The organism is Streptomyces sp. NPDC056480 (assembly GCF_042795405.1).
In the GTDB taxonomy this organism is placed as follows: domain Bacteria; phylum Actinomycetota; class Actinomycetes; order Streptomycetales; family Streptomycetaceae; genus Streptomyces.
On sequence record NZ_JBHTSA010000155.1, the window covers coordinates 1 to 16,730 of the forward strand.

A 16,730-nucleotide genomic window follows, 5' to 3' on the forward strand; every position below is an offset into this window, starting at 1 on the left:
ACTCACCCGTGGGTGAGTAGCGGCGCCCCTGCCCGGCGGGCCGGTCCCGGCCCGCTCCCCCGACGATGCGGTCGACGACGGCCGACGCCTGCTCCGGGTGCCGCTCCAGCCATGTGCCGACGTGGTCGCGGACGGCCTCCTCGACGCGGGAGCGCACCGCCGCGCCGGCCAGGAGCGCGCGGGTGGCTCCGTGGAACTCCGGCCGGTCCAGCTTCACCGAGACGACCGCGGTGAGGCCCTCGCCGACCCGCTCGGCATCGAGATCGGCGTCCGCCGCCGTCAGGAGGCTCCGCTGCCTCGCGTACGCGGTGACCGCGGCCGCCAGTCCGGCGTGGAAGCCCTCCACGTGCGCGCCGCCTTCATGCGTACGTCGGCTGTTGGCGAAGCCCTCGACCACCACGTCCCCCGAGTCGCGCCACCGGAGTGCCACCTCCACCGTCCCCGCCGTCCGCGGGTCCTCCACCTCGAAGCCGAGGATGTCCGAGTGGACGGGCGTGCCGTCGGCGGCGCTCTCCAGGAAGGCGACGAAGTCCCGCACCCCGCCCTCGAACCGCTCGGTCACGGCCCCGCCCGGGGGGCGTTCGTCGGTCAGCGACATGCGCAGGCCCCGGTTCAGGAAGGCGAGCTCCCTCAAGCGGTCCGCGAGCACGTCGTACGAGCATTCCGTCGTCTCGAAGATGTCCGCGTCCGGCCAGAAGGCGAGAGTGGTCCCGCTCCCCGTCGCGGGCCCGGCGGGGGTGGGCGGAGCGAGTGCGACACCGCGCGCGTGCTCCTGGATCTCGCGTACTCCGCCGCGCCGCACCTCGGCGGTCAGGCGGCTCGACAGCGCGTTGACGGTGCACAGCCCGACGCCGAAGAGATCGAGCCGCACCCCACGCGCACTGCCGCGCTCCCACCCGGCGTACACCTGTGTCAGCCGGGCTTCCAGGCCGGGAGCGGCGTCTCCGGCGCTCCCGAAGGGGACTCCGGGCCCGTCGTCGGCGACCCGGACGCCGCCGTCGGAGGTGAGCGTGACGTCGACGGAGCCGGAACCACGCGTCAGGGCCCCGTGCACGGCCGGACTCAGGGCTTCGAACACCAGCTGGTGCAGACCGCGTCGCGTGGTCGATCCGACGTACATCCCGGGCCTCTTCCGGATGGCCTCGAGGCCCTCGATCACCTGGATGCGGCCGGCGTCGTACGTGTGTGCGGCGTCGCTCATGAAGTCCCCTCCGACGGTGCCTTGCAGACCTCCGCCAGCGTAGGCGGATTCCCACAGAACACCAGGTCAGATGGGTTGCGGCGAACGCCTGGGAGGGGAGGTGGGCGCCTGCCGGGAGGCAGTCGGCCCCGGGGGTGCCGACCCCCGCCGGCAGCCGTCCGCGGTACCCCTCGGGCCCGTCACGGCACATGAACGGCGGGGACCGACGGCCCCGAATCGAAAACGCCGATAATCGGGGCATGGCGAACGAGAAACTCAGCGAGGCACTCCGGCTTCTGGGCATCGGGCAGGAGGGCGCCCGGGTCTACCGGACGCTCCTGGAGTGCGGGCCCGCGCCGCTGAGTTCGATCGGCGCCGCGGCCGGGCTGGGGGACGAGGCGCTGGCGGAGGCGTACCGCGAGCTGGTCGACTGCGGTCTGGCGAGCACCGCCGAGGAGGGCTCCGACGTCGTGGCGCCGGTGCCGCCCACCGCGGGTCTGGAGATCCTCGGGCGGCGCCGGGCGGCCGAGCTCGACGCCTCCCGGATCACCGTCGGGGGCGCGTTCGAGTCGTTCCGGCGGCAGCGGCTCGCGGGGTATCACGACCCGCTGGTGGAGGTCGTGACGGGTGACGCCATCGGGCTCCGGATGCGTCAGGCGTGGACGAGCGCCCGGGAGCAGATCCGGCAGTTCGACTCGCCGCCGTACTTCCCCCTCGTCGGCGCCACGGACGACGCGCTGGCCACGCTCGCGCGCGGGGTGACCCAGCGGGTGGTGTACTCGCGGGAGTCCCTCGAGCATCCGGGGCAGTTGGAGAACTCGATCGAGCCGTGCATCGAGGCCGGCGAGCAGGCGCGGGTCCTGCCGTCGGTGCCGGTCAAGCTGGTGATCATCGACGACGCGTACGCCCTGGTCGCCCTGTCGATCAAGGAGACGGACGTGTACAACACGATGCTGGTCGTGCAGCCGTGCGGTCTGCTGTCCGCGCTCGTGGCGCTGTTCGAGCAGGCCTGGCAGAACGCGCTGCCGTTCCACGGCCGTTCGGCCCGGCCGGCGGGGCTGCTGCCCGCCGACCGGCGTCTGCTCCGGCTGCTCGCGGCCGGCGCGAGCGACGAGGTCATCGCCCGGGAGCTCGGCGTCAGCCGCCGTACGCTCTTCCGCCGCGTGCAGGTCCTGATGGCCCGGCTCGGGGCTACGAGCCGGTTCCAGATGGCGCTGCAGGCGCAGCGGTCGGGGTGGCTGTGAGCGGTCCGGGGATCGCCGTCGCCCCGGTCCGCACCTCCGCTCCCGCTCCCTCTCCCCGTCCCGCTCCCGACCCCGATCCCGTGAGCTGCTGCCACAGATAGGTGTGCACGAGCGCGCTGTTGTGGGCGGCCTGTTCGTTGTCTCCCGCGCCCGCGTGCCCGCCGCCGGTGTTCTCGTGGAAGAGGACCCGGTGGCCGAGCTCCCGCAGTCGGGCCGCCGTCTTCCGCGCGTGCCCGGGGTGGACCCGGTCGTCGCGGGTCGAGGTCATCAGGAGGACCGGCGGGTAGTCCCGGTCCGCCGCGAGCCGGTGGTACGGGGAGAGCGCGAGGAGGTGGGGGCGGTCGGCCTCGTCGTCGGGGTCGCCGTACTCGGCGATCCAGGACGCGCCCGCGAGGAGCTTGTGGAAGCGGGTCATGTCGAGGAGCGGCACCTGGGCGACGATCGCGCCGAAGAGCTCGGGGTGGCGGGTGAGCATGGCGCCCATGAGGAGCCCGCCGTTGCTGCCGCCCTTGGCGCCCAGCATGGCCGGGGTGGTGATGCCCCGCGCGACGAGGTCCTCGGCGACGGCGGCGAAGTCCTCGAAGGCCCGGGGGCGTTCGGCGCCGAGCGCGGCCTGGTGCCAGTCGGGGCCGTACTCGCCGCCGCCGCGGATGTTCGCGATGACGTAGGTGCCGCCGCGCTCCAGCCAGGCCCGGCCCGTCACCCCGCCGTAGAACGGGGTGAGGGAGACCTCGAAGCCGCCGTAGCCGTAGAGCAGGGTGGGACCCGGGCCGGGCGCGGTGGCGCGGTCGGGGCCGACGACGAAGTACGGGACGCGGGTGCCGTCCCGTGAGGTCGCGAAGTGCTGGTCGACGGTGAGGCCGGTGGGGTCGAAGTGGTGCGGGGCCTGCTTGAGGGGCTCCGAGCCCGCGCCGATCCGCCCGTGGTGGAGGGTGGAGGGCTGGAGGAATCCGGACACGTCGAGGAAGTACTCGTCGGACACGTCGGGGTCGGTGTCGACGACGCTGACGGCGGACAGGGCCGGGACGCCGACGAGCGGCTCGCGCGTCCAGCCGCCGCCGTCGGGGGCCGGGGTGAGGACCTCGATGTGGGTGCTGACGTCCCGCATCGTCTCCAGGATGAGGTGGTTGCGGGTCCAGGTGTGTCCGGCGAGGGCGGTCCGGGGATCGGGGGTGAACAGCACCTCCGGCGTGCGGTCGCCCGCCAGGAAGGCGTCGAAGCCGAAGGCGAGCAGCGAGCCCGTCGGCTGCTCCAGCCACGCGGACTTGAGGGTGACGATCAGGTACTGCCGATGGGCGTAGACGCTCGCGTCGTCGGGCACGTCGATGCGTACGCGGGTGCCGTCGGGGCGCAGGAGGTACGTCTCGCTGTGGAAGAAGTCCAGGGAGCGGCCGACGAACTCCCGCTCGAACCCGGGTGTGGTGTCCCGGTAGCCCCAGGCCGCCACGTCCGCCGGTTCGGCCTCGTAGACGAGGGTGGCGTCCTCGACGGGCGTGCCGCGGCTCCATCGGCGGACGGTGCGCGGATAGCCGGAGTCGGTGAGCGACCCCGGGCCCAGATCCGTACCGACGAAGACGCTGTCGTCGTCGATCCATCCGATGCGTGTCTTGGCCTCGGGCAGCCGGAATCCGTCGTCGACGAACTCCCTCGTGCCGAGGTCGAACTCGCGGACGACGACGGCGTCCCCACCGTCGCGCGAGAGCCGTACCAGGGCCCGGTCGTATCCCGGCCGGCGTACCCGGGCCCCGTCCCAGACCCACTTCTCGCCCTCGGAGGCGGCCAGCGCGTCGACGTCGAGGAGCACCTCCCACTCGGGGTCGTCCCGGCGGTACTGCTCCAGGGTGGTCCGCCGCCACACTCCGCGCAGGTGGTTCGCGTCCCGCCAGAAGTTGTACAGGTGCTCACCCCGCCGCACGGTGTAGGGAATCCGGTCGGAGGCGTCGAGCACCTCCCGCAGCCGCGTCTTCAGGGCGCCGAACGCGTCGCCCCCGGTCACCGCTCCCGCGGTCTCCGCGTTCCGCTCGGCCACCCAGGCCAGCGCGGCCTCTCCGGAGACGTCCTCCAGCCACAGGTACGGGTCGTCGTCGTGCAGGTTCCCCATGGGTCTACTTCCCGTCCTCGCGTCGCAGCCGTGCCGACAGATGGTGTTGCAGCGGCCGGCCCACCGCCGCCAGGTCGTGGACGAAGTCGAGGGTGTCCGCGTCCGTGAGGGTGTAGCGGCGGCGGGTGGCCTCGACGTCCTTGGCGGTGGGGGCGAGCGCGACCGTGTGGGTGGCGAGCTCGATCGTGCCGTTCTCCGCGCGGCCGACCATGATCTCGGCGATGCCGGTGGGCTGGGTGATCAGCGCCTCGACGGTGCCCTCGGGCTTGAGGCGCCACCAGCCGCTCTCCCGGGCCGCGGGTCGCAGCGGGGTGCCGTCCGCGTCGATCAGCCAGGCGCGCGCCTCGTAGTGGAGGAAGGGGCGGCCGTCGTGGCTGAAGGTGACCTCCTGCGCGTACGTGAAGTCCTCGGCGAGTGTCGGGTACCCGCCGCGGCCCGTGCCGACCCAGGTGCCGAGCAGCGCGGTCACCGGAGCGAGGAACTCGTGCGGGCCCGGTGCCGCGTCCGGCCGGAGGGCGTCGGGGTACGGAGGCTGCCGGTCGCGGTCGGTCATGGTGCGTGCTCCTGGGTCGAGGCCTGTGCCGGAGGGCAGCTTAGGGGGTCTCCTGTCGATCAGGCCGGATCGGCCGCGAGCCCGGTCCGGTCGGCACATTGATCCATCTGCCGGCCGGTGTTAACCGAGTGCGAGGGCCCCGTTCCGAGTGATAGAAGGTCCGCGTGACTGATCATCTCTGTTTCCCCACCCTGCTGCGGATGATTGACGAGCGTTCCGCCGCGTTCCGCGCCGCCGTCGCCGCGGCCCCCGGCCTCGACGCCGACGTCCCGTCCTGCCCGGGCTGGACGCTGTACGACCTGGCGAACCACCTCAGTGAGGGGGACCGCTTCTGGGCCTCCATCGTGCTGAACACCGCGCCGGGCGACGAACGGCCGAGCAAGGACGGGCTGGCGGCGCCCAGGGAGCGCGAGGCCCTCATAACCTGGCTGGCCGACTCGACGGAGCAGCTGCTCATCGCGCTGCGCGAGGCCGGCCCGGACCGGGGCTGCTGGGCCTGGTGGGAACCGCTGGCCTCGCCGCACACGGTGGCCGCCGTGGCCCGCCGCCGCGTCCCGGAATCGCTGATCCACACCTACGACGCCCAGCTGGCCTCCGGTACCCCGCAGGAGCTGCCGGCGACCGAGGCGGCCGACGCCATCGAGGAGTTCCTCGCCACCGTCTGCACCGGCACGGTCCCGTGGCCGGGCGAGCCCGCCACCATGGACTACCACGCGGCCGAGGCCGGCTCCTGGCGCCAGACGGTGGACGCCGCCGGTTCCCGCTTCACCCGCCTCACCGCGGCGGAGGCCGCCGAGAGCAAGCCCACCGCGGCCGTCCACGGCACGGCGAGCGAGATGGCCCTGCTCATGTACATGCGCATCCCGGCCGGCTCGCTGCGGATCGAGGGCGACGCCGGCCTGCTCCAGCGGCTGCAGGACTGGGGCTGAGGCCCGAGGACGGTCCGGTCCGGAACCCCTCGCCGGTGGCGACCCGGCGGAGGGCTCCCGGCGCATCCGTTCCGTTCCGCACGGCCGCGGAGCGGAGAGGTGGCCCCACAGGGGGTTCGGGCTCAGCCGCGTCGGCTCCGTACCAGCAGGTAGAGGAAGTACGGCGTGCCGATGACCGCCGTCATCAGGCCCGCGCCGAGCTGGGCCGGAGCGATCACCGTGCGGCCGACGAGGTCGGCGGTGCAGACGAGGACGGCACCGAGGAGGATCGCGACCGGCACCACGCGCGCGTGCTGACGGCCGACCAGGGCCCGGGCCGCGTGGGGTGCGACGAGGCCCACGAAGCCGATCGTGCCGGCGGCGGCGACGGCGGTGGCGGTGAGCAGGACGGAGAGGGCGAGGAAGCCGAGTCGTGCGCGGCCCAGGCCGAGGCCGAGGAGGCGCGGGGTGTCCTCGTCGAGCGAGACGAGGTCGAGTTCGGTGCGCCTGGCGAACGCGACGGCCGTGCCCACGGCGAGGACGGCGATCAGGGGAACCACGTCGGGCAGCGACCGCCCGTAGGTGGAGCCCGACAGCCAGGTGAGGGCCTTCGTCGCGTTGAACGGGTCGGTGAGGATGATCAGGAGGCTGATCAGGGCGGAGGCGGCGATGGCGACGCCGAAGCCGACGAGGACGAGCCGGTTCTGCTGGAACCCGCCCCGCGCGGCCAGTCCGAAGACGAGGACGGAGCTGACGGCGGCGCCCGCGAACGCGGCGCCGGCCATGCCCCACGAACCGGCGATGGGCACGGTCGTCACGAGGAGCACGGCACCGAGCGCGGCTCCGCCTGAGACGCCCAGGATGCCGGGTTCGGCGAGCGGGTTGCGGGTGACGGCCTGCACGAGGGTGCCGGCCAGGGCGAGCGCGGCGCCCGCGAAGAGGGCGGCCAGGACGCGGGGCACCCGGGTGTCGAGGACGAAGGTGACGGTCCGGCCGGCCTGTCCCTGGGCCCAGTTCAGTACGTCGCCGAGGAGCAGTTTGCTGTCGCCGAGGAGTACGCCGGCGACGGCGACGGCGATCACCACGGCCACCAGGACGGCGGTGACGGTGAGGAAGCGGGCCCTGGTCCTGATGTGGAGCCGCTCGGTGGCGGTGGCTCCGGCCGAGTCCCGGACGCGGGTGGCCATGACGATCAGGAAGACGGCGCCGACGAGGCTGGTGACGACGCCGGTCGGCACGGAGACCGCCACGTCCGCCGGCACGAGGGCGCGCAGCAGGACGTCGGAACCGAGCACGAGGGCGGCGCCGGTGAGTGCGGTCGCGGGCAGGAAGCCGCGCGACCTGGTGAAGCCCCGGAACCTGCGGGCGAGCGGCCGGACGATCGCGGGGGCGCAGAGGCCGACGTAGCCGACGGGTCCGGCGAGGGTGACGGCGGCCGTCGAGAGCAGGGCGGCGAGGACGACGGCGGTGACCCGGGTGGCGCGGACGGGGACGCCGAGGCCGCGGGCGGCGTCGTCGCCGAGGGCGAGGGCGTCGATCCGGCGGGCGAGGAGCAGCAGTCCGACGAGGCCCGTGACGGCGATCGGGGCCATCTGCAGGACGCCGTCGAAGCCGTTCTGGGAGATGCTGCCCTGGTTCCACTGGTAGAGGCCCTCGGTCTCCGCGGGGAACAGCAGGAGCATGCCTTCGGTGACGGCGGTGAGGCCGAGGGTGAGGGCACTGCCCGCGAGGACGAGGCGGACGGTTCCGGCGCCGAGGCCCGAGAGGGCGAGGACGACGGCCGCCGCCGCGAGACCGCCGACGAAGGCGAGCGCGGAGGAGGCGAACAGCGGGAGCGAGAGGCCGAAGGCGGCGCCGAGGCCGAGCGCGAAGTAGGAACCCGCGTTGACGGCGAGGGTGTCGGGCGAGGCGAGGACGTTGCGGCTGACGGCCTGGAGGGCGGCGCCCGCCAGGCCGAGGACGGCGCCGACCAGGAGGCCGGCGGTCATCCTCGGCAGCCGGGAGGCGATGACGACGGACGCGTCGGCCGGATCGGCCTGGCCCGTGAACGCCTTCCACACCTCGGCCGCGCCGACCGCGGCGGTGCCTTGCGTGATGTCCACGAGCGCGAGTGCCGCGACGAGGAGGACCAGGGCGGCCGTCACCGGGGCCGCGCCCGTCCGGGACGTGGCCGTCGGCGGACGGGTGGCGGGGGTGGTTGCGGTGACGGCCATGGTGTTACTTCGTCAGCGCTGCGACGACGGAGTCGACGTACTTGCTCATCGACTGGGGGCCGCCGAACATCCAGATGCCGTCGGGAAGGCGGTGCACGTTGCCCTTCTTGACGAACGGCAGGGACGTCCAGACCTTGTCCTTGGCGAGGACACCGGTGAAGGGCGTGCTGCCGGCGTCGTCGTCGTTGCCGACGTAGGCGAACTGCACGTCGCCGAGCTTGGTGAGGCCCTCGACGTCGGTGGTGCCGAGGCCGTAGGCCGGGTCGCCCTTGACGGTCCAGGCGTTCTTCAGACCGAGCTTCTCGTTCACCGCGCCGATCAGCGAACCGCTGGTGTAGGGGCGGATCGAGACCTGGTTGGACATCACGTAGCCGTCGGCGAAGGCGTACTTCGTCCCGGCGAGACCGGCGTCGGCGAGGGCCTTCTTGCCCTCGTCGAGCTTCGCCTGGAACTCCTTCTTGAGCTCCTCGGACTTCTGCGTGGTGCCGGTGGCCTTGGCGATGGCGTCGAGGTCCGCGTTCATCCGGCCGATCGGGTCGGCGGCGTCGGCGGCCTTCAGCGTCAGGACCGGGGCGACCTTGCGCAGCTGCTTCACGGCGGCCGGCGGCAGGTCGGTGGTGGCGACGATGAGGTCGGGCTTGAGGGCGGCGACGGTCTCCACGCTCGGCTCGCCGCGGGTGCCGATGTCCTTCGGCTCGTTCTTGAGCGGGACGGCGGTGTCCCAGGTCTTGTAGCCCTTGACGTCGGCGACGCCGACCGGGTCGACGCCCAGCGTGATCAGGTGCTCGACGACGTTCCACTCGGTGCCGACGACCTTCTTGGCGGGGCCGTCGAGCTCGACCTTCTCGCCCGTGGAGTCGGTGAGGGTGATGCGCTCGGTGCTCTTCTTCGCGTCGTCGGCGGCGGGCTCGGTGGTACCGCAGGCGGACAGGGCGAGGGCCGCGGTGGTGGCGGCCGCCGCGGTGAGGAGAAGTCGTCTCATGATGTGGTGCTGAGCCTTTCGCTTCGCGAGTGGTGGCGGCCTATCGCACGGGTGCGCAGCCGGCCGGTGAGTGGATCGGTGTCTACTTCGATGCGGATGCCGTACGTGCCGGTCAGCCGCTCGGGAGTCAGTACGTCCTCGGGGTCGCCGTCCGCGACGACCCGTCCCGCGTCGAGCAGGACGATCCGGTCGGCGACGGCCGCGGCCTGGTCGAGGTCGTGGAGGACGGCGCCGACGGCGATGCCGTGGTCGTCCGCCAGGTCGCGCATGAGGTCGAGGAGTTCGACCTGGTAGCGCAGGTCGAGGTAGGTCGTGGGTTCGTCGAGCAGCAGCACGCCCGTCTGTTGCGCGAGGCAGCCGGCGAGCCAGACGCGCTGGAGCTGGCCGCCGGAGAGGTGCTCGGCGCCGCGTTCGGCGAGTTCCGTGACGCCGGTCATCGCGAGCGCGCGGTCCACCGCCTCCTTGCCGCCCGGATCGGCCTTGCCCCAGCGTCCCCGGTAGGGGTAGCGGCCGAACTCGACCACGTCGCGCACCGTGAGTCCGCTGGGCGTGGGGCGGCCCTGAGTGAGCAGGGCGACGCGGCGCGAGAACTCACGGGGGCTCAGCGCGAGGCCGTCGACGGTCCCGTCGAGCACGAGCGTGGCGGCGCGGGGCTGCTGGAGCCGTGCGATGGTGCGGAGCAGCGTCGACTTGCCACTGCCGTTGGGTCCGACGAGGACGGTCACTTCGCCGGGGCGCAGCGTCATGGAGGCGTCGTGGACGACATCGACGCCTTCGTACGCCACGGTGACACCCGTGGCCGAGAGTTCATGACCGCGGGGACTTGGTGTCGCGTCGGTCTGTTCAACTGCTTGCACGTCGCAGAGGTTAGCCTAACCTTACCGATCGGCAAAAGGCGGTCCTGAGTCGCGGACACAAGATGCATTCAGGCCAAGCTGATCTCCCCGTCTCGTTCCGCCCTTTCGACGCCGCACCGCGTCCACGGTTCGCCGAAGCGCGTCCACGCTCCGAGACACTGTTGACCCGTGGCCCGGGCGTCGCTACCTTCGCGCCATGTTGCGTACAGCCCTGCTCACCACGCGCGGTCACATCGACCTGCTGCGGGTGGCCTCCGCCGCGTGTCGCCGCGGCTGCTGACGCCCTTTCACGCCCTCGACGCGCCACCGTCCCCCCGACGCCGCGCGCCGTACGCGTACCCCCGCTGACGCCCTGATCGCCGTGTGCCCGCGCCCGCCCCGCGCCGCCCGCGGTCGCTGACGCGTACCCCCACGCCCTCTCCCCACCCCACTCCCCCGGAGCCCCGCCATGACGGTCGGCCACGCCCCACCCCATTCTCCGCCCGACATATCGCCTTTGCCGGATGTCGAAGCCCTCACCCCCGACCGCGGCCCCGGCCGCACCCCCACCGTCCCGCGCTGGCTGCGCCGCACCGTGGGCCCCGTCCTGCTCCTCGCCCTGTGGCAGACCCTGAGCACGACGGGGGTCCTGCCGACCGACGCGCTCGCCTCGCCGGGGACCATCGCCCGCGCCGGCGGTGAGCTGATCGGCGACGGGACCCTGCCCACCGCGATGGGCGTCTCCCTGCGCCGGGTCGCCGCCGGACTGCTGATCGGCGGGATCGTCGGCATCGCGCTCGCCCTGCTCTCCGGGCTCTCCCGGCTCGGCGAGGACCTCGTCGACGCCCCCGTCCAGATGCTGCGGACCGTGCCCTGGGTCGGCCTGATCCCGCTCCTCATCATCTGGCTGGGCATCGGGGAGGCGCCCAAGGTGGCGCTGATCGCTCTCGGCGTCGCCTTCCACCTCTATCTGAACGTGTACGCCGGAATCCGCGGCGTCGACGCTCAACTCGTCGAAGCCGGACAGTCCTTGGGGCTCGGACGCTGGGGCCTCGTCCGGCACGTCGTACTGCCGGGCGCGCTGCCGGGAGCCATGACCGGGCTGCGCTACTCCCTCGCCACCGCCTGGCTGGCACTGGTCTTCGGCGAGTCCATCAACGCCGACGCCGGCATCGGCTTCCTCATGAACCAGGCCCGGGAGTTCTTCCGCACGGACGTGATCGTCGTCTGCCTGGTCGTCTACGCCTTCCTCGGCCTTCTCGCCGACGCCGTCGTCCGCACTCTCGAAAGGCTGCTGCTGCAATGGCGACCGACCTTCACCGGACAGTGACCGTCCAGGGCCTCACCCGCTCCTTCGACGGGCGACCGGTCGTCGACGGTCTCGATCTCACCCTGTACGCAGGGCAGTTCACCGCGCTCCTGGGGCACAGCGGCTGCGGCAAGTCCACCCTCCTCCGGGTCCTCGCCGGGCTCGACCGGGAGATCTCCGGCACCGTTCTCGTCCCGCGCCGTCGCGCCGTCGCCTTCCAGGCGCCGCGCCTGATGCCGTGGAAGCGGGTCTGGCGCAATGTGCTCCTCGGGCTGCCGGGCAAGCCGGGCCGTGCGGTGGCGGAGAAGGCCCTGGCGGAGGTCGGGCTCGGCGACCGCTCGGGAGCCTGGCCGAAGACGCTCTCCGGCGGCGAGGCCCAACGGGCCTCCCTCGCACGGGCCTTGGTACGGGACCCTGATCTGCTGCTGCTCGACGAGCCGTTCGGCGCGCTCGACGCACTGACCCGGATCAAGGCCCAGCGCCTCGTGGCCGAGCTGTGGCAGCGACGCGGCTGCACGGTCCTGCTCGTCACCCACGACGTGGACGAGGCCCTGCAGCTCGCGGACCGAGCCCTGGTGATGCGGGACGGCGTCATCGCGTACGACACCGCCGTCGACCTGGAGCGGCCCCGCTCCGCCGGCGATCCCGCCCTGGCCGCGCTCCGGACCCGCCTCCTGGCCGAACTCGGCGTCAGTGAAGGCGAGTTCGCCGGTCACCCGGCCTGAGCGCCCACGCCCGTGCCCCCGCCCGTCGTCCTCCCCCTCCCTCTCCCCCTCCCCATCCCCTCGCCAAGGAGCGATCCCTGTGAAGTCCTTCCGCCTGTCCACCGCGGCGCTGCTCGTGCCGCTCGCGCTGCTCGCCTCCGCCTGCTCCGGCGCCTCCGCCGCCGGTTCGTCCTCGAACTCCGACGGCAAGGGCTCCCTCGTCCTGAACGTCGGCGACCAGAAGGGCGGCGCCGAGGCGCTGCTGCGGGCCGCGGGTGAACTCGACGACCTCCCGTACCGGGTCACCTGGTCGACGTTCACCTCAGGACCACCCCTGCTGGAGGCGGTGAACGCCAAGGCCGTCGACATCGGCTCGGTCGGCAACACCCCGCCCGTCTTCGCCGCGGGCGCCGACTCGAAGATCACCGTGGTCTCCGCGACGCACGGCGACTCCGCGGGCGAGGCGATCCTCGTCGCGAAGGACTCGCCCCTGCGCAGCACCCGGGACCTCAAGGGCAGGAAGGTCGCCGTCGCCCAGGGCAGCTCCGCCCACTTCCAGCTCATCGCCTCGCTCGCGAAGGCGGGGCTGAAGCTCGCCGACGTCCAGGTCACCCTGCTGCAACCGGCCGACGCGCTCGCCGCGTTCACCAGCGGCAAGGTGGACGCGTGGGCGGTCTGGGACCCGTACACCTCGCAGGTCCTGCTGAGCGGCAAGGGCCGGGTCCTCGCCGACGGGCGCGGGCTCGTCAACGGCCTCGGCTTCCAGGTCGCCGCGCCCTCGGCGCTCGCCGACCCCGCGAAGGCCAAGGCCGTCGGCGACTTCGTCGAGCGGCTCCGGCGCGCCCAGGACTGGGTGTTCGACCACCCCGAGGACTGGGCGAAGGTCTGGGCGAAGGAGACCGGACTGCCGTACGAGGTGGCCCTTGCCGCGGTGAAGCGCAGCAACGGCACCCGTATCCCGGTCGCCATCGACGACGCCGCCATCGCCTCCGAGCAGAAGATCGCCGACACGTTCGCCGCCCTCGGACTCATCCCGCGCACGTTCCGCTTCGCCGACTACGTCGACACCCGCTTCAACAAGGACCTGCCGCCCTCCACCACTCCGGCGCGCAGCTACGGAAAGGCCTCCTCATGACCGTCCATCTGCACTGGTTCCTGCCCACCGGCGGCGACGGCCGGACCCTCGTCGACCGGCACGCCTACACGGACGGCGGGATCACCCGCGACCGCACCGTGTCCGGGGTGCGCGCGCCCGACATCGACTATCTGATCCAGATCGCCAAGGCGGCCGAGCAGTTGGGGTTCGAGGCCGTGCTGACCCCGACCGGGACGTGGTGCGAGGACGCCTGGCTGACCACGGTCGCGCTCGCCCAGCACACCGAACGGCTCAAGTTCCTGGTGGCGTTCCGGCCAGGGGTGATCTCGCCGGTGCTCGCGGCCCAGATGGCGTCCACGTACCAGCGGATCACCCGCGGCCGGCTCCTCCTCAACGTGGTGACCGGCGGGGACTCCGCCGAACAGCGCCGCTTCGGCGACCACCTGGACCACGACCGGCGGTACGCGCGCACGGCCGAGTTCCTTGCGGTCGTGCGGGGCGCGTGGAGCGGGCGGCCGTTCGACTACGAGGGCGAGCACTTCCGGATCGAGGGCGGGCTCACCGCACTGCCGCCGGACCCGCTGCCCGAGATCTTCTTCGGCGGCTCCTCCGCCGCGGCCGGCCCGGTGGCGGCCGAGCACGCGGACGTCTATCTGACCTGGGGCGAGCCGCCGTGGCAGGTGAAGGAGAAGATCGACTGGATCCGGGGCCTCGCGGAGGAGCGCGGCCGCACGGTCCGCTTCGGGATCCGGCTGCACACGATCTCCCGTGACTCGGCGCGCGAGGCCTGGGCGACGGCCGACCGGCTGCTCTCCGATCTCGACGCGGAGACGATCGCCGCCGCGCAGCAGGTGCTGGGCAGGAGCGAGTCGGTCGGCCAGCAGCGGATGCTGGCGCTGCACGAGGGCGGCTCCCTCGGCCGCGACCGGCTGGAGATCTCGCCGAACCTGTGGGCGGGCGTCGGTCTCGTACGGGGCGGCGCCGGCACCGCGCTCGTCGGCAGCCACGCCGAGGTCGCGGACCGGATCGAGGAGTACCACGACCTGGGCGTGGAGCACTTCGTCCTGTCCGGCTACCCGCACCTGGAGGAGGCCTACTGGTTCGGCGAGGGCGTGCGGCCGGAGCTGGCGGCGCGCGGTCTGCTGCCGACGGCCCTGCCCTCCCCGCTGCTGGGCGTCCCCGCCGCGAACGGCCGTCCGGCCTCCGCTCCGGGGGGTGCGCCGCTGCTCGTGGCGGGCGGGCGGTAGGACGCGGCCGGCGGGTCGGCTCCCGCCGTGGAGAGCGCGGGGGAGGCTCCGGCCGCGGGAGCGCGGGGGCCCCGGCCGCTGGAGCGCGGAGAGGCTCCCGTCGTGGGGGCGCGGGAAGATCCGCGCCCCCACCTCGGTTGGTAGAACCGTGAACGATTACGGGGTCGAAGAGTCAGGGACCGAGGCGACGGCCGGCCGGCCGAAGGCCGTGGACGTCGTCGTCATCGGCGCGGGACAGGCCGGGCTCTCGGCCGCCTTCCACCTGCGCCGCACCGGCCTGGAGCCGGACCGGGACTTCGTCGTCCTGGACCACGCCCCGAGGCCGGGCGGCGCCTGGCAGTTCCGCTGGCCCTCCCTCACGTACGGCAAGGTGCACGGCATGCACGCGCTGCCCGGCATGGAGCTGACCGGCGCCGACCCCGCGCGGCCCTCATCGGAGGTGATCGGCGCGTACTTCGACTCGTACGAGCAGACCTTCGGCCTGCGGATCCACCGCCCCGTCGACGTCACGGCCGTCCGCGAGGGCGACGGCGGACGGGAGGACGAGGCCGGGCGGCTCCTGGTCGAGTCCTCCGAGGGGACGTACGCCACCCGTGCCGTGATCAACGCCACCGGAACCTGGGACCGCCCCTTCTGGCCGCGCTATCCGGGCCAGGAGACCTTCCGGGGGCGCCAGCTGCACACCGCCGGCTACCCGGGCCCGGAGGAGTTCGCCGGGAAGCGGGTCCTGGTCGTCGGCGGCGGAGCCTCGGGCACGCAGCACCTCATGGAGATCGCGGACGTCGCCGCCGACACGTTCTGGGTGACCCGGCGCGAGCCGGTCTGGCGCGAGGGGCCGTTCGGGGAGATGGAGGGGCGGGCCGCCGTCGCCCTGGTGGAGGAGCGGGTACGGCAGGGGCTGCCGCCGAAGAGTGTCGTCTCGGTCACCGGGCTCCCCCTCAACGACGCGATCCGCGCGGCACGCGCGCGCGGGATCCTGGACCGCCTCCCGATGTTCGACCGGATCACGCCGACCGGGGTGGCCTGGGACGACGGCCGGACCGTCGACGTGGATGTGATCCTCTGGGCGACCGGCTTCCGGGCGGCGATCGACCATCTCACCCCGCTGCGGCTGCGCGAGCCGGGCGGCGGGATCCGGGTCGAGGGCACGCACGCGGTCCGGGACGAGCGCGTCCACCTCGTGGGGTACGGACCGTCGGCGTCGACGATCGGCGCGAACCGGGCCGGGCGGGCGGCGGTCTCGGACATCCGACGCCTGCTGCGGCGCGGGACGCCGGCCGAGGCGGCCACGGCGGGGGCCGTCCCGGGGGTCGCCTCGGGGGCCGTCCCGGATGCCATGACGCCGGCCGCCCCGGTGACCGCCTCGGTGTGATCCGGCTCAGCCGTTCTCGGCACCCCGGTTGGCGTTGAACTCGGCCACGTTGACCTGGTGGGCCGCGTAGTCGGCGGTGAAGCGGGTGTCCCCGGGGGTCACCGTGACGAAGTAGAGCCAGTCGCCGTCCGCCGGACGGATGACCGCGTCCACGGCCTGGTCCCCCGGGTTGCCGATGGGCGTCGGCGGCAGACCCTTGTGCTCGTAGGTGTTGTACGGGCTCCGGAGCCGGGTGTCCTCGACCGTGGTGTCCACGGTGCTGCGGCCGAGCGCGTAGTTGAGGGTCGAGTCCATCTGGAGGGCCATGCCCCGGGCGAGCCGGTTGTGGACGACCCGGGCGACCTTGGCCATGTCCTCCGGGTTGTCGGCCTCGGCCTGGACGATGCTGGCCGCGATCACCGTCTCGTACACGCTCATGCCGTGTGCCCGCGCGCCCTCGGCGATCCGGGCGGCCCCGAAGCGCTTCGCGGCCGTGTCGGCCATGAAGCGGAGCAGCCCCTCGGGGGTGGTGGCGTCGAGGACGGGATACGTCGCCGGGAAGAGGTAGCCCTCGGGGTTCCCTCCGGCGGCCGCCGGCAGCGGGAGGGCGGTGGCGGACGCGGTCGCCGCCTTGCGGGTGGTGCCCTCGGGCAGGCCGAGCGCCCGGTCGACGGATGTGTAGACCTGGCCGGCCCGGCGGCCCTCGGGGACGAGGAAGGCCCGGGGCTGCTCGACGGCCGGTTCGTCCCGCGTCAGGAGCAGGGGCAGGGCGACGGCGACGGCGACGGCCACGGCGGCGAGGGCACCGAGGAGGAGGGCGACGCGACCGCGCCGGGTGAGCCGGGGACGGCGTCGGGACGGACGGAGGCCCGGGGGAAGGGAAGGGCGGCGGTGTGGGGGTGCGTACGGTGTCGGCGGCCGGTACGTCATGGCCGCACGCTAACCCGCCGCGTACGGGAATCCCGGGAGCCCGCGCACGCGGCGGCGCCGCCGGTTCCCTGGGACG

Annotated in this window: 15 protein-coding genes; 8 read left to right on the top strand and 7 right to left on the bottom strand. The window is 73.4% G+C overall.

Annotated features, from left to right (window positions below):
* On the bottom strand, positions 1-1,201 hold a 1,201-nt coding region (locus ACFQ79_RS36770), incomplete at its 3' end, for a DNA gyrase subunit B (RefSeq protein ID WP_383591704.1).
* Between the two features lie 239 nt (positions 1,202-1,440).
* Between ACFQ79_RS36770 and ACFQ79_RS36775 the strand changes: the two genes are divergently transcribed.
* Positions 1,441-2,424 (top strand): LuxR C-terminal-related transcriptional regulator, encoded by a 984-nt coding sequence (locus ACFQ79_RS36775; protein WP_383591707.1) that lies wholly within the window; start codon positions 1,441-1,443, stop codon positions 2,422-2,424.
* On the opposite strand, the gene ACFQ79_RS36780 is transcribed toward ACFQ79_RS36775, so the two are convergent.
* Complete coding sequence (locus ACFQ79_RS36780) at positions 2,372-4,525, bottom strand: prolyl oligopeptidase family protein (protein WP_383591710.1); 2,154 nt, start codon at positions 4,523-4,525, stop codon at positions 2,372-2,374. The genes ACFQ79_RS36775 and ACFQ79_RS36780 overlap by 53 nt on opposite strands.
* Positions 4,526-4,529: 4 nt before the next feature.
* Entirely contained in the window at positions 4,530-5,078 is a 549-nt protein-coding gene (locus ACFQ79_RS36785) for an FABP family protein (protein WP_383591712.1), read from the bottom strand.
* A 164-nt stretch (positions 5,079-5,242) separates the two neighbouring features.
* Here ACFQ79_RS36785 and ACFQ79_RS36790 point away from each other — a divergent pair, with 164 nt between their 5' ends.
* Positions 5,243-6,007: a maleylpyruvate isomerase family mycothiol-dependent enzyme gene (locus tag ACFQ79_RS36790; RefSeq protein ID WP_383591715.1), complete on the top strand. Its 765-nt coding sequence runs from the start codon at positions 5,243-5,245 to the stop codon at positions 6,005-6,007.
* A gap of 122 nt (positions 6,008-6,129) precedes the next feature.
* Here the strand turns inward: ACFQ79_RS36790 and ACFQ79_RS36795 are convergent, their stop codons facing one another.
* The 3 genes from ACFQ79_RS36795 to ACFQ79_RS36805 are packed head-to-tail and all read right to left on the bottom strand — an operon-like array spanning position 6,130 to position 10,038.
* Positions 6,130-8,199: an iron ABC transporter permease gene (locus ACFQ79_RS36795; protein ID WP_383591718.1), complete on the bottom strand. Its 2,070-nt coding sequence runs from the start codon at positions 8,197-8,199 to the stop codon at positions 6,130-6,132.
* A 4-nt stretch (positions 8,200-8,203) separates the two neighbouring features.
* Entirely contained in the window at positions 8,204-9,181 is a 978-nt protein-coding gene (locus tag ACFQ79_RS36800; RefSeq protein WP_383591721.1) for an ABC transporter substrate-binding protein, read from the bottom strand.
* On the bottom strand, positions 9,178-10,038 hold the full coding sequence (locus tag ACFQ79_RS36805) for an ABC transporter ATP-binding protein (RefSeq protein WP_383591724.1): 861 nt from the start codon (positions 10,036-10,038) through the stop codon (positions 9,178-9,180). Before ACFQ79_RS36805 ends, ACFQ79_RS36800 begins: the two co-directional genes overlap by 4 nt.
* Before the next feature lie 196 nt (positions 10,039-10,234).
* On the opposite strand from ACFQ79_RS36805, the gene ACFQ79_RS36810 reads away from it, so the two are divergent.
* From ACFQ79_RS36810 to ACFQ79_RS36835, 6 genes are all read left to right on the top strand, one after another.
* The gene (locus ACFQ79_RS36810; protein ID WP_351816447.1) at positions 10,235-10,318 is read left to right on the top strand and encodes a putative leader peptide; all 84 of its coding nucleotides are present in this window, start codon (positions 10,235-10,237) and stop codon (positions 10,316-10,318) included.
* Between the two features lie 168 nt (positions 10,319-10,486).
* Positions 10,487-11,347 (top strand): ABC transporter permease, encoded by an 861-nt coding sequence (locus ACFQ79_RS36815; protein WP_383591726.1) that lies wholly within the window; start codon positions 10,487-10,489, stop codon positions 11,345-11,347.
* Positions 11,320-12,051 carry an ABC transporter ATP-binding protein gene (locus ACFQ79_RS36820; protein ID WP_383591729.1) on the top strand — a complete coding sequence of 244 codons (732 nt, stop codon included), beginning with the start codon at positions 11,320-11,322 and terminating at the stop codon, positions 12,049-12,051. Before ACFQ79_RS36815 ends, ACFQ79_RS36820 begins: the two co-directional genes overlap by 28 nt.
* Before the next feature lie 79 nt (positions 12,052-12,130).
* Entirely contained in the window at positions 12,131-13,165 is a 1,035-nt protein-coding gene (locus ACFQ79_RS36825) for an ABC transporter substrate-binding protein (RefSeq protein WP_383591732.1), read from the top strand.
* Positions 13,162-14,373 (top strand): LLM class flavin-dependent oxidoreductase, encoded by a 1,212-nt coding sequence (locus ACFQ79_RS36830; protein WP_383591734.1) that lies wholly within the window; start codon positions 13,162-13,164, stop codon positions 14,371-14,373. The genes ACFQ79_RS36825 and ACFQ79_RS36830 overlap by 4 nt, the downstream gene beginning before the upstream one ends.
* 148 nt (positions 14,374-14,521) lie before the next feature.
* Positions 14,522-15,745 (top strand): NAD(P)-binding domain-containing protein, encoded by a 1,224-nt coding sequence (locus ACFQ79_RS36835; protein WP_383591737.1) that lies wholly within the window; start codon positions 14,522-14,524, stop codon positions 15,743-15,745.
* Positions 15,746-15,751: 6 nt separating this feature from the next.
* On the opposite strand, the gene mltG is transcribed toward ACFQ79_RS36835, so the two are convergent.
* Positions 15,752-16,654, bottom strand: a complete 903-nt coding sequence (gene mltG, locus ACFQ79_RS36840) for an endolytic transglycosylase MltG (protein ID WP_383591740.1) — start codon at positions 16,652-16,654, stop codon at positions 15,752-15,754.
* Positions 16,655-16,730 lie beyond the last annotated feature (76 nt).

What these genes read in the sequence shown, in the direction of transcription:
- ACFQ79_RS36780 (WP_383591710.1), bottom strand. Translation starts at nt 4,525, where the DNA reads ATGGGGAACCTGCACGACGACGACCCGTACCTGTGGCTGGAGGACGTC.
- ACFQ79_RS36800 (WP_383591721.1), bottom strand. Translation starts at nt 9,181, where the DNA reads ATGAGACGACTTCTCCTCACCGCGGCGGCCGCCACCACCGCGGCCCTC.
- ACFQ79_RS36785 (WP_383591712.1), bottom strand. Translation starts at nt 5,078, where the DNA reads ATGACCGACCGCGACCGGCAGCCTCCGTACCCCGACGCCCTCCGGCCG.
- ACFQ79_RS36820 (WP_383591729.1), top strand. Translation starts at nt 11,320, where the DNA reads ATGGCGACCGACCTTCACCGGACAGTGACCGTCCAGGGCCTCACCCGC.
- ACFQ79_RS36810 (WP_351816447.1), top strand. Translation starts at nt 10,235, where the DNA reads ATGTTGCGTACAGCCCTGCTCACCACGCGCGGTCACATCGACCTGCTG.
- ACFQ79_RS36795 (WP_383591718.1), bottom strand. Translation starts at nt 8,199, where the DNA reads ATGGCCGTCACCGCAACCACCCCCGCCACCCGTCCGCCGACGGCCACG.
- ACFQ79_RS36775 (WP_383591707.1), top strand. Translation starts at nt 1,441, where the DNA reads ATGGCGAACGAGAAACTCAGCGAGGCACTCCGGCTTCTGGGCATCGGG.
- ACFQ79_RS36830 (WP_383591734.1), top strand. Translation starts at nt 13,162, where the DNA reads ATGACCGTCCATCTGCACTGGTTCCTGCCCACCGGCGGCGACGGCCGG.
- mltG (WP_383591740.1), bottom strand. Translation starts at nt 16,654, where the DNA reads ATGACGTACCGGCCGCCGACACCGTACGCACCCCCACACCGCCGCCCT.
- ACFQ79_RS36815 (WP_383591726.1), top strand. Translation starts at nt 10,487, where the DNA reads ATGACGGTCGGCCACGCCCCACCCCATTCTCCGCCCGACATATCGCCT.